At 37.6% G+C, this 15,093-nt stretch carries 17 protein-coding genes; 3 read left to right on the forward strand and 14 right to left on the reverse strand.

All coding sequences use genetic code 11. The annotated features are described in order from the left end of the window. Positions 1–130 precede the first annotated feature (130 nt). Positions 131–3,001 carry a DNA translocase FtsK gene (locus BT1A1_RS12555; RefSeq protein WP_034771845.1) on the reverse strand — a complete coding sequence of 957 codons (2,871 nt, stop codon included), beginning with the start codon at positions 2,999–3,001 and terminating at the stop codon, positions 131–133. A gap of 307 nt (positions 3,002–3,308) precedes the next feature. Here BT1A1_RS12555 and BT1A1_RS18740 point away from each other — a divergent pair, with 307 nt between their 5' ends. After that, positions 3,309–3,572 (forward strand): hypothetical protein, encoded by a 264-nt coding sequence (locus tag BT1A1_RS18740; protein WP_156103235.1) that lies wholly within the window; start codon positions 3,309–3,311, stop codon positions 3,570–3,572. Between the two features lie 59 nt (positions 3,573–3,631). Here BT1A1_RS18740 and BT1A1_RS18745 read toward each other — a convergent pair whose 3' ends face one another. The 7 genes from BT1A1_RS18745 to BT1A1_RS12585 form a co-directional block, all read right to left on the reverse strand. Further along, positions 3,632–3,847 carry a hypothetical protein gene (locus tag BT1A1_RS18745; protein WP_156103236.1) on the reverse strand — a complete coding sequence of 72 codons (216 nt, stop codon included), beginning with the start codon at positions 3,845–3,847 and terminating at the stop codon, positions 3,632–3,634. A gap of 141 nt (positions 3,848–3,988) precedes the next feature. After that, on the reverse strand, positions 3,989–4,597 hold the full coding sequence (gene ytpR, locus BT1A1_RS12560; protein ID WP_034771847.1) for a YtpR family tRNA-binding protein: 609 nt from the start codon (positions 4,595–4,597) through the stop codon (positions 3,989–3,991). Positions 4,598–4,601: 4 nt separating this feature from the next. Next, positions 4,602–5,411, reverse strand: a complete 810-nt coding sequence (locus BT1A1_RS12565; protein WP_034771849.1) for a DUF1444 domain-containing protein — start codon at positions 5,409–5,411, stop codon at positions 4,602–4,604. Positions 5,412–5,443: 32 nt separating this feature from the next. Next, positions 5,444–5,758, reverse strand: a complete 315-nt coding sequence (locus tag BT1A1_RS12570; RefSeq protein WP_034771851.1) for a thioredoxin family protein — start codon at positions 5,756–5,758, stop codon at positions 5,444–5,446. A 214-nt stretch (positions 5,759–5,972) separates the two neighbouring features. Continuing rightward, positions 5,973–6,482, reverse strand: a complete 510-nt coding sequence (locus BT1A1_RS12575; RefSeq protein WP_034771852.1) for a hypothetical protein — start codon at positions 6,480–6,482, stop codon at positions 5,973–5,975. A gap of 2 nt (positions 6,483–6,484) precedes the next feature. Continuing rightward, positions 6,485–7,012 carry a DUF84 family protein gene (locus BT1A1_RS12580; RefSeq protein ID WP_034771853.1) on the reverse strand — a complete coding sequence of 176 codons (528 nt, stop codon included), beginning with the start codon at positions 7,010–7,012 and terminating at the stop codon, positions 6,485–6,487. 247 nt (positions 7,013–7,259) lie between these two features. Then, complete coding sequence (locus BT1A1_RS12585; RefSeq protein ID WP_034771854.1) at positions 7,260–8,336, reverse strand: M42 family metallopeptidase; 1,077 nt, start codon at positions 8,334–8,336, stop codon at positions 7,260–7,262. A 351-nt stretch (positions 8,337–8,687) separates the two neighbouring features. Here BT1A1_RS12585 and BT1A1_RS12590 point away from each other — a divergent pair, with 351 nt between their 5' ends. After that, positions 8,688–9,002 (forward strand): PepSY domain-containing protein, encoded by a 315-nt coding sequence (locus BT1A1_RS12590; protein WP_034771855.1) that lies wholly within the window; start codon positions 8,688–8,690, stop codon positions 9,000–9,002. Positions 9,003–9,166: 164 nt separating this feature from the next. Here BT1A1_RS12590 and BT1A1_RS12595 read toward each other — a convergent pair whose 3' ends face one another. From BT1A1_RS12595 to trmB, 3 genes are all read right to left on the reverse strand, one after another. Further along, positions 9,167–10,012: a YtnP family quorum-quenching lactonase gene (locus tag BT1A1_RS12595; protein ID WP_034771856.1), complete on the reverse strand. Its 846-nt coding sequence runs from the start codon at positions 10,010–10,012 to the stop codon at positions 9,167–9,169. Positions 10,013–10,141: 129 nt separating this feature from the next. Then, positions 10,142–11,014 (reverse strand): YitT family protein, encoded by an 873-nt coding sequence (locus BT1A1_RS12600; protein WP_034771857.1) that lies wholly within the window; start codon positions 11,012–11,014, stop codon positions 10,142–10,144. A 228-nt stretch (positions 11,015–11,242) separates the two neighbouring features. Then, positions 11,243–11,893: a tRNA (guanosine(46)-N7)-methyltransferase TrmB gene (trmB, locus tag BT1A1_RS12605; RefSeq protein ID WP_034771858.1), complete on the reverse strand. Its 651-nt coding sequence runs from the start codon at positions 11,891–11,893 to the stop codon at positions 11,243–11,245. Positions 11,894–12,108: 215 nt separating this feature from the next. Here trmB and BT1A1_RS12610 point away from each other — a divergent pair, with 215 nt between their 5' ends. Beyond that, complete coding sequence (locus tag BT1A1_RS12610; RefSeq protein WP_034771859.1) at positions 12,109–12,387, forward strand: YtzH-like family protein; 279 nt, start codon at positions 12,109–12,111, stop codon at positions 12,385–12,387. Positions 12,388–12,465: 78 nt separating this feature from the next. Here BT1A1_RS12610 and BT1A1_RS12615 read toward each other — a convergent pair whose 3' ends face one another. The 3 genes from BT1A1_RS12615 to thpR form a co-directional block, all read right to left on the reverse strand. Then, entirely contained in the window at positions 12,466–13,239 is a 774-nt protein-coding gene (locus tag BT1A1_RS12615) for a phosphotransferase family protein (RefSeq protein ID WP_034771860.1), read from the reverse strand. A gap of 204 nt (positions 13,240–13,443) precedes the next feature. Beyond that, complete coding sequence (locus BT1A1_RS12620; protein ID WP_034771861.1) at positions 13,444–14,403, reverse strand: hypothetical protein; 960 nt, start codon at positions 14,401–14,403, stop codon at positions 13,444–13,446. Between the two features lie 103 nt (positions 14,404–14,506). Continuing rightward, the gene (gene thpR / locus BT1A1_RS12625) at positions 14,507–15,067 is read right to left on the reverse strand and encodes an RNA 2',3'-cyclic phosphodiesterase (protein ID WP_034771862.1); all 561 of its coding nucleotides are present in this window, start codon (positions 15,065–15,067) and stop codon (positions 14,507–14,509) included. Positions 15,068–15,093 lie beyond the last annotated feature (26 nt).

Raw genomic sequence — 15,093 nt, forward strand, 5'->3', positions numbered from 1 at the left:
ATATCCTTGCCCGCCAAACCTAAAATTTTCAACAAAAGCCGAGTTTTATAAAATTTTTTTTGAATCGGTTCGGTAGGATTTTTCGATCAGTCGACCCGGTTTCTGCAATTTTATTTGCATGTTTCCATCTTTATAGAAGCTCCTTCAACTGGTCTAAATCGTTATTTGTCATTAATACATCACGCGGTTTACTACCCTTTGCCTCCGAAATCATGCCTTTTTCTTCCATCAATTCAATAATTCGTGCTGCCCGATTATAGCCGATTCGAAAATGTCTTTGTAAACTTGATGTAGAGATATTTCCTTGTTCTAATGCATATTCACAAGCCTCATAAAGAAGTTCATCATTCTCGGCTAAATCAGATTTTTTAATAAGTTCTTCTTGTTCAAATAAGTAATTCGGTTCACCTTGGGTCCGAACATGGTCAACCACTTTTTCAATTTCTTCATCTGTAATAAAAGCACCTTGAATGCGGACCGGTTTTGCCGTTCCGTTTGCCACAAATAGCATATCGCCTTTTCCAAGCAGACGTTCCGCTCCACTAATGTCAATGATCGTACGGGAATCAATTTGACTCGATACGGAAAAAGCAATCCGTGTCGGTACATTTGCTTTAATCAAACCGGTAATGACATCAACAGAAGGTCGTTGGGTCGCAATCAACAGATGAATACCACATGCACGAGCCTTTTGGGCAATTCTGGCAATCGCTTCTTCGACATCAGCCGGTGCCATCATCATTAAATCAGCTAATTCATCAATAATAATCACAATATATGGTAATTTTTGTTCTTGCATTTCACACTTCTCGTTAAATTTACTAATGTCACGTACACCGGAATGAGCAAACAATTCATATCGTCTTTCCATCTCATCGACCGCCCACTTTAACGCCTGGGTTGCTGCTTTCACATCGGTAATGACGGGACTAATTAAGTGTGGAATGCCGTTATATGGAGACAACTCCACCATTTTTGGATCGATTAATAATAATTTTACTTCTTCAGGTCTGGCCTTATATAAAAGACTGATAATAAATGTGTTAATGCAAACACTTTTTCCGGAACCTGTCGCACCGGCAATTAAACCATGGGGCATTTTTTTAATATCGGTCATAATCGGTTTACCCGTAATGTCGAGACCAAGAGCCGCTGTTAATGGAGAGTTTGCATCAATGAAACTCGGTTGATCGATGATGTCTCGCAGATAAACCGGCCGGCTGATTTTATTCGGTACTTCAATCCCGATTGTGTGTTTACCCGGAATCGGTGCTTCAATTCGAATTTCTTTCGCGGCAAGACTTAGTTTTAAGTCATCCGTCAAGTTGGTAATTTTACTTACCTTCACTCCCATATCAGGGGATAATTCAAAACGAGTTACTGTGGGACCGACAGAAACATCAACGACTTTCGCACCGACATGGAAACTCCGTAACGTATTGTTTAGAATCGCTTTTTGATCCTCAATCCACTCGTCATTGGATTGTTGAAAAGTAAATTTATTTAAAAGATTACGGGACGGGAATTGATAGTCCTGTTCTTCAACTGTATTGGTTTCTGTAGCGGCAGCAGCCATTTGTTGAAAAATTTGCTGTTCCGCTTTCTTTTTCAAAAATTCCCGGTCTTTTTTCAACATAAGAACATTGAAAGGAAGATGTTTTTTCGTTGTCGGTTTCGTCGCTTGTTCTTGATCGTTTCGTTTACCAGATTGTTTTTCTTTCGCAACATTTTCCTTATGTTCATTCATTGATTTTGCTTTTTGAATTTCTTTTGCCTCTACCTTTTCCATATTGTTATTTGTTGGGTCGATCTCCACTGTATCGGTTAATTCCTCGACAGTGACTGTTTCCTTATTCAAGTCATCATCCGGTTCTTTGGCAAATTCATCTTCTCGCATGACCGGCTCTTGATTATTTTTTTCGAATTCAAGCGCTTCTTGTTGCTTGGAATCTTGATTTACAGTTGGGACATCTTGCAAATAGTGCTTCTCTGGTTTATCTGTTTCAATACTCCACTCGGTCAGTTGTATATCTTCCCCGGATTCAGCTGTTTCTGATGACGTTAAAAGGGGGGCTTCAGTCCTCTCCGCTTTCATGAAATCATCGTTAATTTCTTGATTTTTTTCTTGTTCCGGAGTTGTTTCTTCCATTTTTCCGATTGCTTCCTGCGACAACGAAGAAAGATCTTGTGTTTCGGTGTCAAAGTCAGATTGTTTTGATTGGATCATATCCGGAAATGAGGTTGACTTATCACCATTATTTTCCGTCTGTACCTCTATTTTCATTGATAAGGAATTTTCTTTATCTGTTATCTGACTATTTGTGGCAGCCCATTGCTGACTATATTCCGGCTGATCCGGTTTTTCCTTCCTATTGGGAAGTTGATTGATTGTTATTTGTTCTTTTTCTTGACCATCCTCATATAAATTTGAATGATCTCTGCTTTGAACAGTTTCCCTTATCTCATCTTGGTCATCATGGAACTCGTGACCAGACAATTTTTTATTTTCTGCATTTCTCTCAAAAGTGGTCAGTTCAAATTCAATGATGTCATCCTGTTTTTTTCTCCTTTGAAACCCGTAAATAGGTGAAGGAATTTCAGTTGGATGAAATGGTCGCTTTTTATGAATCTTTTCTTGCCGAACCTCATGAACATCATTGCTAATTGCTTCAGATGCTTGATTATTTTGTTTTGAGGTGGGTCCCAATTGCGGTGCAGAGGATGTCTTTTCCTTTTTCTTTTCATACCGGCGAATATCAGCTTCGTGGCGCCGCTGTAAAAGATCACGGATATCGGACATACCTTCTTTCATGTTTGCACGATGATGCATGATATGTTTGCCCTCACCCTTTTCAATTAAAGGCCGATTCGTGGAACTTTTTGGATATTGATATGTTACTTTTGTCTTAAGCTCTTTGCTTTGAACCGCATCGTTAGTTGGGCCTAGCCATTCATCCTCATCATCTTGGTAAAAAGAAAACCATTTTTTATACCAATCCATTTCCATCACTCTCTTTCAAAACATACAATAACATTTTACTATAAAATGAAGTTGAAAGGGGGTAAAACTAACATGACAATTGAAGCAGTCATTTTACAAGTTGATCATTTTTTTACATTTGCTCAGGAAATAGAAATTCCTCAACTAGGAAAGGGGGGTTCGCATTAATGTGACTGACGAGAGATTTGGCCTCGTCGCCAAAAACAAGCATTTTTCACCTTAAAACGGTGACGAGATTCAGGCTCGTCGCCAAAAAAGTGCGTTTTTCACCGGAAAATGGTGACGAGATTCAGGTTCGTCGTCAAAAATGGGCATTTTTCACCTTAAAACGGTGACGAGATTCAGGCTCGTCGCCAAAAAAGTGCGTTTTTCACCGGAAAATGGTGACGAGATTCAGGTTCGTCGTCAAAAAAGTGCGTTTTTCACCTTAAAACGGCGACGAGATTCAGGCTCGTCGTCAAAAATAAGCATTTTTCGCCTCAAAGTGGTGACGAGATTCAGGTTCGTCGTCAAAAATAAGCATTTTTCGCCTCAAAGTGGTGACGAGATTCAGGCTCGTCGTCAAAAATAAGCATTTTTCGCCTCAAAGTGGTGACGAGATTCAGGTTCGTCGCCAAAGAAGTGCGTTTTTCACCATAAAACGGCGACGAGATTCAGGCTCGTCGCCAAAAAATCAAGATTTTCACCCAAATACGACGACGAGAATAGGTCTCGTCGCCAAAAACAGGCACTTTTCACCTTAAAACGGTGACGAGATTCAGGCTCGTCGCCAAAAAAGAATATTTCTCGCTCCAAAATGTCAACGAGAACGTATTTCATCGATTTGATTGGTTTTCTAAAATGCAAAACTAAACCATTTTATTGTAATATTTGATTTAGGATTCTGCCTCTTATTTGAAAAGCGGAGTACCAGTGATAACACACTACCAGAATTTAAGACGCTTGAGTTGCAACTGCAGCCAATTTAATCTTGTTTTTTAGCTGCTTTTAATATTTAAATTCAGTTCCTACCGTATATGTATCTTCCAGAACAAGAATCCCTTTTTTCTCCGGAGCATTTGGAAGTGCTAATTCCCGGGCTGAACAAATCATTCCTTGTGAAGATATACCGCGAAGTTCAGCAGGTTGGATAACAAGACCGCTCGGCATCACTGCACCAATTTTAGCTACAACGACTTTTTGCCCGGCATCCACATTAGGCGCACCGCAAACAATTTGTAATATTTCGGTTCCAACATCGACTTTACAAACACTTAATTTGTCTGCTTGCGGATGCTTTTCCTTTTCTTTCACATAACCGACAACAAATTTTGGTGAAAGATCAGCAGTTAACTGATCGGTGAATCCGTGACTGTTTATGATTTCATTTAATTTCGCCACCAATTCCTCCGTCAAGTCTACAAGTCCTTTCGTCACAGTAAAAGAAACATAGTTTGAGGCATTGAAAAGGTTGAACCCTGCTGTCTCACCTGTCTCACTGTTTACGATTTTTACAACATCATCTTTTTTCTCATATGTAAAATTTGCATGATTTACCGGCTTCAACGAAATTAAAAATATATCGCCGACTCCTTCTTTATTGTAAAAAATGTTCATTCGATTACTCCTTTCTAATCGGCCGGTTTTTGGCCATAATAAAAATCGGTTCAAGTTTCCCATCTTCATAATAAAAAGAGAGGGCAGTAATTGGAATCGCCCCATTTGTAAAAAAACTCATCGTCATTTGGGCCAATATATCATATCCGATATCATTTTTTATGTCAGCAAAAATCAAAACATCTTGATGGGGAATGGAGATAGCGAGTTTCCCTTCAACCTTTTCTTCCATTTCTTTCAATAAGTTTTCATTCAAAATCCGGCTCGCATCATATCCGTCATTCGTATTTAAAAAATAAAAGTCATTCCCGCGGACGGAGTCTTTTTTCAACGGATTAGCAAGTGATCGTAAATTAAACTTGGCCATTTCCCGGATCATGTTCGGCTCCCAATTTTCTTTTGCTAACATATTTTCATCAATTAGTCGATATGTATTGCCTAAATCTAGGGCATAATAAATCCTCGTTTCCGCGGTATGCTCATCCACTAACATTTCTCCACCTGTATCTGTTCTTTTCGGAAAAGAGGTGGAACGAATGACCGGAAAGATGTTTTTCTCCTGTCCGGTCAATTCGATTGATGACGTCATCGCTTTTAATGCTTCTTCTACATAATAGACAACTTCATCAATAGCATGATCCCGTTCTTTTTCCCATTTCCCGATAATTGGTGGTAAAGAAATATTAATTCCTTTTTTGATTTTTGTATCTTCCACCCTTAGTTCATCTTTATCACGATTGAAAGTAATTTTCCGATTATCGCCTGCTAAACGTTGTTCTAAAATTTTTTTCAAGGTTGTAACCGACATTTTCATAGGAATCACTCCATATTATGGACGTTCAGGAACTACTTTAATGAATCCATAAATTTTTCCACTTCTTCTTTTGTTTTCCGATCTTTGCTGACAAAACGTCCGATTTCTTGACCTTCTTTAAAAGCAACAAAGCTTGGGATGCCAAAAATATCCAGTTCCCCGCATAAGTCGATAAATTCGTCCCGGTCAACGGAAACAAAAGTGTATTCTTTATATTCATTTTCAATTTCCGGCAAAAACGGTTCAAGGAAACGGCAATCCGGGCACCATCCGGCCGTAAATAAAAAGACATGACTTCCACTATTCTTTAGCGATTCAAATTGTTCAACGGATTGTAATTTTTCCATTTATAAACCCTCCAGCAATATTTAAAAATTTTGGTTGGAAATATTCTCTTATAGAGTTTAGCAAAGCAGGACAAGACTTTCCACTATCTTGTTTTTAGTACTTCTTTTGCAGCTTCCCTTGCGGAGGTCTCCAATGTGAAGATGTTTTACCGCGTCAACTCGTTTTTATGCTTCTTTGAGTTTCAAAGCAACATATGGTACCAATTAGCTGTTATTATCCCTTTAATTCAATAGAAGATACCACTTTCATCATCGTTTCCGCATCTTGGGTCAATCGCTTCCTATCTGTCATGGTAGTCATTTTATAGCCGCCGATTCCGACCGTCAGTTCATATTCATCTTTTTTTGTTTCTTTTAAAAAAACATAACCGAACTTATTTTTATACGTAAATGTTTCAGTAAACGTATAGGAATTAGCTTCCTTTAACATCGCCTCGTAAACAACCAGGCTATCCTCTTTTTCATTCTTATTGATGAATAAAATAAATATTTGGTCTCCTTTTGTAACAAGGATATTATTTGCATCCGATTCATTCATTTTCATTGCGAAAGGTAAATAGAAACGAATATCATCGGTCTCTTTATTTGGTTTCTCACTTTCTGCCGTCACACTTGACTCCAACAGCTCTTTAACATCTTGCTGTTTATCCTGAAGTGAAGAAGTACAAGCAGATAAAAGAAAAACGAACAACAGTAATTGAATTACTTGTAATTTTCGAAGCATGATCAGCCCCCGTAACTTGTATTGTTGGCATAATCGAATTGCCCTTTTAACAATTTCACTACATGTGTAAACATCTCAACCCGGTTTACTTGGCCATCGGTAAAAATTCCGATTGCCCCTTCATGAGAACGAATATTTTCTTGTTGACAAAAGTCATCCATTACCGGTCCCAATTCTTCCCCATTTCTTAATCTCTGACTAATATAAGCAGGCAAAACAATTCGTGCACCGCCGGCGATAAAAGGTTGTTCTGAAGATTCGCGTATAACAAGTGCTCCCCAATTACACAACATTAATCCGTGTGGTGATTCATTTACCCCTCCTTCCAAACCAATACCAATATCAGCATTTGTTTCAGCAATGGCATTTTTTGCTCGATTGATCGCTCCTTGGATCGTTTCCTCATCAGAAAATGGCTGATCGCTTACATTGGATGGAACTTTGCACGGAATTATATTCGCCCCATCATTAAATATATTATAAATAGCCTGCAATTTTGCCTGATTTGTTGTACCTGCCGCCAGTCTCATGATCATTCCTCTTTCTTTTAAAAAAATTTTTGTAAAAAAAGATAGGGTAAAAACAACAGTTCCTACCCGATGGCTTCATAATATATAAATATAGAAAGAACTCAATGATTGGGGGCGTTTCCGGGTAAAGCGGAAAACGTGAGCCCCCTAAGAATAAGGATTTCAATTTACGATCTTATTCAGTTCCGCTGCTTGCGTAAATAGCTTTCGATTAAGCTTGATCAAGGAAATATACGCAAATCGATGGTTATACATTGGCTTTTATACTCGCAACCGTTGTTTTATCAGCGGCTTTGACAAGTTTGATAAGCAATTCTTTCGCTGCCAAATAATCATCAACATGAATAATGGATGCATGCGAATGAATATACCGTGCACAAATTCCGATTACCGCACTTGGTACTCCTTCATTGGCAAGATGAACTTGACCCGCGTCCGTACCGCCACCGGAAACAAAATATTGATACGGTATATGATTCGATTCTGCCATATCTAATATGAATTCCCGTAACCCCCGATGTGTGACCATGGTTGGATCATAAATGCGAAGAAGCACACCTTCACCCAGATGACCAAATTGGTTTTTATCACCGGTCATATCATTTGCCGCACTGGCATCCAAAGCAAAGTATAAATCCGGTTTAATCATGTATGCGGAAGTTCTTGCCCCGCGTAAACCTACTTCTTCTTGAACGGTCGCTCCGGAATATAATGTGTTCGGCAATGTCACTCCTTGAAGCTCTTTTAAAAGTTCAATGGCAAGTCCACAGCCATAGCGGTTGTCCCAAGCTTTTGCCATGATTTTCTTCGGATTGGCAAGCGGTGTAAACGGGCAAATCGGGACAATTTGTTGCCCGGACTTAATTCCGATACGTAAAGCGTCTTCTTTATCGTCGGCACCGATATCAATTAATAAGTCTTTTATTTCTGTTACTTTGTTCTTATTTTCAGTACCTCTTAATAAGTGTGGGGGAATCGAGCCGATCACACCATCCACCGGCCCATTGTCCGTAAATATTTGGACGCGTTGTGCTTGTAATACTTGGGGTGACCAACCACCTAAAGGCTGAAAACGGATCATTCCGTTTTTTGTTATCGCTGTAACCATAAAACCGACTTCATCCATATGACCGGCGACCATAATCTTCGGACCGTCTTTTTCACTATGTTTTATTCCAAAAATACTCCCCAGACCATCTTGAACAATTTCATCCGCATATTTCGTCAACTGTTCTCGCATAAAATTTCGGACAAAATGTTCATTTCCGGAAGTTCCCGGAAGCTCAGTTAACACTTTAAATAAATCCATTGTCTCTTGATTCACATGATTACCCCATTTCTTTAGGATTACGAAAAATATGTACATTGTTTATTTTACAGAACTTTTATCGCTTATGCCATAAAATGAAACTTGAAGAAAATCGGACACTTACGATAAGTGAAACTCCTATCAGTGGGGTTTTTCCACTCCACTAATAGATAGTTAAACCAATCGGACCTTTACGGGCAATTCCCCCATCTATCCTCTTTGTAAACTCGAAAATTTTAAGGTGGAGACTTGACTCGCCGTTAAGGTAGGATAAAAAACCGGTTTTCTTTATATACCAAACTAAAATTAGCTATAGTATTTTATCTGAAAACTAGGTATACTTTTTCATAGTAGGAGGCGAAATGAATGAACAAAAAAAGTTTTCTTGCCGGGATCATGTGCGGAATCGCTTTTGGATTTCTCTCAAGCAAAGCAATGACAGAAAACCGCAGCAAATTTACATCTGAAGAAATTTTACATCTCATAAAAAACACTGCAGGGGCAAATGGGAAAGTGACCGGATCATGGATTATGACTAAACCCGAAACTTTGAATCAAAACTCATTCACATATCAAGCGTACCGTGGCGGGATTACGAAAATAGAAGACAATGATGAAAAACATTTTGAATTTTTAGCCGATGCCAATACAGGGGAAATTTTGGAATGGTCAATCGTTTAAACTACCACTAGGCTATAGGCGTAAGGGTTTTACGCCCATTTTAAAAAAATTTCAAACCGGACATCTCAATATGATACGAAAACCCAGGATTGCTGAAACATCCCTGGGTTTTTTCTTGATAACTCAATCGCCGTTTTAAAGTAATTTTTGCGACAGGTTAAAAATTAATTTTTTTGGATCGCAATCGACTGAACGATATTCCCTTGAATATCCCATTTAAGCGCACGATAAACAGCATCATGATAAAAGGTAAACCAAGCATTATGTTCCTCTGCATAAGGAATCCACTTTTGCTTTTCAGCGATGGAGTTCATTGGATAATCGTCATAGGCCATTACCCAAAGTACATTTTGATGTGCATGTGTCGGTAACAGGTCAGCCAGATGGATGGCCGTTTCCCCCTCTGATTCCATGATTATAATTGCATGACCGTTACTGTGCCCGCCTGTATGAACCATGCGGATACCGGGTACAATTTCTAATTCATTATGAAAGGTTTCAACTTGGTCTTCAATTCCCTTCCAATTATTTTCCCAATAGGTTGATTTTGAGCGTATATTCGGATTCCGCATTTCATCCCATTCCGTTTCTGTACAATAAATGATCGCATTTGGAAAACCGGGTACAAACTTATCTTCTTTTGGTAAAGTTAATCCACTCGCATGATCAAAATGAAGATGAGTCATCAATACCGCATCGATATCGGTTCTTTTCAATCCAAGTTCAGCCAATGATTCATCGATCTTAGATTCCTCTGTAACACCATAATTTCTTTTTTGCTTATCCGTTAATTTTCCATTGCCGATTCCTGATTCGATTAAAAAACGTTTTCCATTTACTTCAACAAGAATTGGATCTGTTCGGCACTCGATTTGGTTTTTATCGTTAACTGCATATTTTTTCGTCCATAACGGTTTCGGGACAACCCCGAACATGGCCCCGCCGTCCAAATGGGTCACGCCACCATTCAGCCAAGTCAACCTTATTTTCCCAATATGTAATTGTTCCATTCTCCCACCCTTTCCGGAAAACCTTATTTATCAAAATATTAATCTAAAGTTAAATATTATTACAAGTAAAATCTATTTTCCGTCTAGGGGGGTTGGAAAAAAATTAGATTTTTACCAATGATTCGAAAATCAATGAATGCTTTTCTTTTTGAATTGCCCACCTTTTACATCGCTAACATCCGACATAGCCAAAAAAGCATTCGGATCAAAATAGCGAACAATCGCTTTTAATTTTGCTTCCTCCAAGCGGGTTATCACACAATAAATGACCTTCTTCTCCTCTCCGCTGTAGCCTCCCTCACCGGTGAAATATGTAACTGTTCTCCCTAAACGATTCAACAAAGCTTCACCGATTTCTTTATATTTATCCGAGACAATCAAGACGGATTTTGATTCATTCATACCAACAATAACAATATCAATAACTTTAAAAGCGATAAAGTAAGCAATTAACGAGTAAAATGTACTGTCAATACTAAATACGAAACCGGCGCTACCAAGAATGAAAATATTAAAAATCATAACAACTTGTCCAACAGAAAATGAGGTTTTACTACTGATTAAAGTGGCTAAAATCTCTGTGCCGTCGAGTGCGCCATTATTTCGCAAAACCGTGCCGACACCGACCCCGAGTACGATTCCGCCAAAGATCGCTGCCAACAACGGATCGTCAGTGATTGGCTCAACATGGTGAAATAATTCCGTAAAAATGGATGCCAAAATAATCCCGTATAAACTTTGGAATGCAAACGATTTCCCGATTTGCTTGTAGCCGATGAATAAAAAAGGAATATTTAAAACAACGAGGAAAATACTGAAAGGGATAGGTACAATGAGTTCATCTAAAATTAATGATATACCGACAACGCCGCCATCGATCACTTGATTGGGAACTAAAAATGTTTCCAATCCATAAGCAAATATAATTGCACCAATTGTTATAAATATATAATTCTGAAAAATCTCCTTGAATGAATTTTTTTCTTGATAACGATCAGACATAAAATTCCTTCTTTCCTTATAAAATAAACTTATCTTTATATACTATTATAAAACGAAACTTTTTTATAAGGAAAGAATTTATTATTAAATTTCCAAAAAAAATTTTATGAGCAATATTTTCGTTACGAGAAATAGTCGCTGAAAACTTTGTTTCTCCGTGGCACAGTAAACTTATTTGGCTAACTAATCACACAGAAATCCAAACAAAAATCAAATCTATCTAAATTTTTATTTGCTAATTGTAGGAAATTGCACTTCACAACGATAAATCCGATTCCCTTTTTGTGAAAATTTCTCTTCATATTCGGTCATTATATTCCCTTGAAAATCACTATTGTGTAAATCAAGGCTAATATATTTCAATTTCAGTCCGTATTCAGAAAAACTAATAAGGGAATATTCAAACAAAGCTTGATTATCTGTTTTAAAATGCAGTTCGCCTCCACTAACCAAAACCTTCGCGTACATGTCTAAAAATGATTTATAAGTAAGCCTCCGCTTCTCATGCTTATTTTTTGGCCACGGATCGGAAAAATTTAAGTAAAGACGGTCAATTTCACCCGGACCGAAAACATCAATCAATTTTTGGGCATTCATATTGAGCAATTTTAAATTCGGTACTTCAGCTTCAATGGCACGGTCCAATGCCGAAACAATCACGCTTGTATACGCCTCAATCCCGATATAATTGATTTCAGGATTCGCCTTTGCCATTTCCGTAATAAAACGCCCCTTTCCCGTACCAATTTCTATATGAATAGGGTGATTATTACCAAAAAGGTCATGCCATTTTTCCTTCCACGTTTCCGGATGATGTACAACAAATTGCGGATAGTTCAACAATTTTTCTTTTGCCCACGGTTTATTTCTTAATCGCATCTTGCCACCTCTTTTGTTAAATGTATTACTTATTTTTGCATCAATCATTAAGTATAAAAACTGAAATTTGTTATATGATAAGAAAAACAGCAGCGCCAACTTAGCGACGTACAAATCGATCGGCTAAAAGCGCAATGCTTTGTTGATACAGCTTAAAGGCCCTGACGCCGAAGTTTTCTTTATATTATAAAAGATCTCATCAAGGGGGAATCATGATGCCTATCCAATACACTGATCAAATGAATTTGTTAAAAGATATTTTACAAAACCATTCTAAAGATTGCTGCGGATCTGTATCAGAATGTGAACAAATTGAACGACTCGCCAAGGCTTTGATGGTTAATCAAAATATTGATCAAACCGGAAAAGCAATACTAAGCGAAATTTATTCATACGGTCAGAATGGAAAATATACCCAACATCTTGATGAACATATATCAAATCACCAAGATCAATTAAACTCTTGGGTAGACCAGATTAATCAATTCAGTTAGTTCAATTCAGATAACGTGAAAAAATCTCCCTGACTTCGAAATTAGGGAGATTGTTTCAGTCGGTTTTCTTCGTACATCTTACTTGATTGTGTCTAAATATTCAAGCCAAAATACACGATCTTTTTCATTTCCTTTACTATCAAAAAATTGAATCGATAAGAGCGTCTGATAATAAACATACCATTTTAAACGATTATAGATGGAATCAGTCAAGTATATCCCATAATTATTTAACCAATTTTCCCATTCATCCTCGGGTACGTACCAATATAATAACGGTCCAAGATCGAAAGCCGGATCCCCGATAATGGCACTTTCCCAATCAATTAAAAATAATTCATTCTCATCGGTAATCATCCAATTATTATGATTCATATCTCCATGGCAAACTGCCCAATTATTCGGTCGTATTTCAGGTACATGTTGCTCCAAGTAACGAATCGTCTTGGAAATAGCGAATTCTTTTATTAAGTTCGCATTAAGTTTGCTCTGTAGTTGAGTAAGTAATATTTCAGGGGAAAAAGGTGTTTTTCCTAATCTTTTCATCATTGATAAAAGAGGCTTTGAACGATGAATTTTTTTTAATAATTTGGCAACATCTTCACCACTCATATCATTCGGTTCAAGTTTTCTGCCCTTGATCCATTTTTGTGCAGTAAACACATCCCCACTTTCCGACCGCTTTGTCCAAATCAATTTGGGAACAATTCCTTCAGCAGAAAGCACGGCCAAAAATGGTGATGAATTTCGTTTTATAAATAGTTTTTTGTTTTCATGAGAAGCGATGAAAGCCTCACCTGTTAAACCGCCGGCCGGTTCTAACACCCAACCATTTTCAAGTATATGTTCCACCGTGTTCACCCTCAATGCTGCTCTTTGGTCCCTAATAATGCATCGTATATAGAAAAGAAAAAATGATAAAGTTGCCGTTCAATAATAGTGACTTTATGATTGTATCCCTTTGTGAACGTTTGCGTCAAGTCAAAATTTCCTAAATCCTGCCATATGGAATATATTTACACAAAAATGCGAGCGCAAACTTTGTAGTGGGATGATTTAGTAAATTCTTGACTTGGAAACAGAATGACAATGAATAAGTAAAGCTCTGGCCGCTTTCAATTGTCCGTTTTTCATTGGTGCTTTAAATTCTCGCATTCTTTTAAACCATTCGGGATAGTTCCGATGGTCAACCAATGTAATTCCGTACGGAGCAGACGGAAAATCAATGAAACCGTTGCGGCTGATTAACACTTTTGATATTGGAAAATCAATATTCGCTTGCTTCCATATTCCCTTTATAATCGATTCCGTACGATTTAGTGCAATAAGTGGGTTTAAAAATTTTTTCCGTTGATGATTAACCCTTTTTTCCCAAAAATGGTCTTCCAAGCCTATATAGACTGCTTGATCCTCTGATTCTATAAATTTTATACAAACAACTTCCAACGGGGTTAACAAAATGGTCTCCGTTTGAATCTCGGCCTTTTTTAAAGAAAATACCGGTTTATACAAAAATAAAAATGTATCCGGGAACCGTAACATAAAATATTTCAGGTTTTTTTCCAAAAAATAAGAAATGTCGACATTCGATTGTTCAAAAACGGTTGAACTTGCCCACTGAATTTGAACTTTAAATATTTCCTCCAAAAATTGGTACTTCAATTCGTCAACTGTTTTAGGCATTGTTTCAAACTGGAATGGAAATCTGTTCATGTTCGCGTCTTCATCGTCTATTATTGTCCATTCCTTGACTTGACCCGCAGCATCTTCCTGCCATTCTTCTTTATTTTTTGTAAATACCGATTTCATTTTTCCCCAGATTTTTTCCTTCCCTAACGGTTCTTCTGTCGCTGTACTAATTATTTCAGGGCTTGAATGTACTAATACGCCTTCATCCCAAGCTTTATACAATTGCTGCCACTGCAATCTTTTCAAACGAATAAAGCGGGAAGGATATTTATATATATCCAGTTCATATCTGGAAACATAGTCTTGCAGCTTTATCAATTGTCCCATTATTTCTACCCTTCCTTTTTAATACATCAGAAAAAATACTGAAGAACAGCCTATACATACGCTTTATTGTCCGGCCACAGACGGCATGTTCTTTTTCTTACCATCAAGCATCCAGTTGAAACACATGATATTCTTTATATTTTGGCGTTTGATCAAGATGTGTTTCATATAAAACAATTTGATTAACAGAAAATGAAAAAGATTGCCGGAAGCTATACAGATCCAACAGGTTCATTTGGAAAGGATCGGTTCCACCCCATTTTCTGGCTAATGTAATATGAGGGCGGAATGGTTTTTTATCAAGTGAAAACCCGAGTTTTATACATTGATTATACACGTTTTTCTGTATACCTGTTAACCGTTCGCAAGTTTTAACATCCAGCCAAAAAATCCGCGGTTCCGTCGCCTTTCCAAATGTCCCCAACTGATGAAAAGTAAGCTCAAATGGTTTTTCTTCCTTTGCAATTTTCTCAACAGCAACGATTGCTCTTTCTAACATTTCTATTTCTTGATCCCCTAAAAAAGCAAGGGTGATATGATAATCTTCGGGATGGACCCAACGTTTAAACGGAAAATGCTCTTTATTCGTCATAACCCATTGGTGAATAAATTTCTTCGCTTCACTCGGTAATTTTACGGCAAAAAAATAATGATTCCCTTTCATAATGGTACTCCCTCGTACATTTTTAT

This window comes from Caldibacillus thermoamylovorans (genome assembly GCF_000751775.1).
In the GTDB taxonomy this organism is placed as follows: Bacteria; Bacillota; Bacilli; order Bacillales; family Caldibacillaceae; genus Caldifermentibacillus; species Caldifermentibacillus hisashii.

Excerpts from the sequence above, each read along its gene's own strand:
- BT1A1_RS12610 (WP_034771859.1), top strand. The coding sequence starts at position 12,109 with ATGCCTATCCAATACACTGATCAAATGAATTTGTTAAAAGATATTTTA.
- ytpR (WP_034771847.1), bottom strand. The coding sequence starts at position 4,597 with ATGAACATTTTTTACAATAAAGAAGGAGTCGGCGATATATTTTTAATT.
- trmB (WP_034771858.1), bottom strand. The coding sequence starts at position 11,893 with ATGCGATTAAGAAATAAACCGTGGGCAAAAGAAAAATTGTTGAACTAT.
- BT1A1_RS12565 (WP_034771849.1), bottom strand. The coding sequence starts at position 5,411 with ATGAAAATGTCGGTTACAACCTTGAAAAAAATTTTAGAACAACGTTTA.
- BT1A1_RS12600 (WP_034771857.1), bottom strand. The coding sequence starts at position 11,014 with ATGTCTGATCGTTATCAAGAAAAAAATTCATTCAAGGAGATTTTTCAG.
- BT1A1_RS12570 (WP_034771851.1), bottom strand. The coding sequence starts at position 5,758 with ATGGAAAAATTACAATCCGTTGAACAATTTGAATCGCTAAAGAATAGT.
- BT1A1_RS12575 (WP_034771852.1), bottom strand. The coding sequence starts at position 6,482 with ATGCTTCGAAAATTACAAGTAATTCAATTACTGTTGTTCGTTTTTCTT.
- BT1A1_RS12580 (WP_034771853.1), bottom strand. The coding sequence starts at position 7,012 with ATGAGACTGGCGGCAGGTACAACAAATCAGGCAAAATTGCAGGCTATT.
- BT1A1_RS12595 (WP_034771856.1), bottom strand. The coding sequence starts at position 10,012 with ATGGAACAATTACATATTGGGAAAATAAGGTTGACTTGGCTGAATGGT.
- BT1A1_RS12555 (WP_034771845.1), bottom strand. The coding sequence starts at position 3,001 with ATGGATTGGTATAAAAAATGGTTTTCTTTTTACCAAGATGATGAGGAT.
- BT1A1_RS12590 (WP_034771855.1), top strand. The coding sequence starts at position 8,688 with ATGAACAAAAAAAGTTTTCTTGCCGGGATCATGTGCGGAATCGCTTTT.
- BT1A1_RS12620 (WP_034771861.1), bottom strand. The coding sequence starts at position 14,403 with ATGGGACAATTGATAAAGCTGCAAGACTATGTTTCCAGATATGAACTG.
- thpR (WP_034771862.1), bottom strand. The coding sequence starts at position 15,067 with ATGAAAGGGAATCATTATTTTTTTGCCGTAAAATTACCGAGTGAAGCG.
- BT1A1_RS18740 (WP_156103235.1), top strand. The coding sequence starts at position 3,309 with ATGGGCATTTTTCACCTTAAAACGGTGACGAGATTCAGGCTCGTCGCC.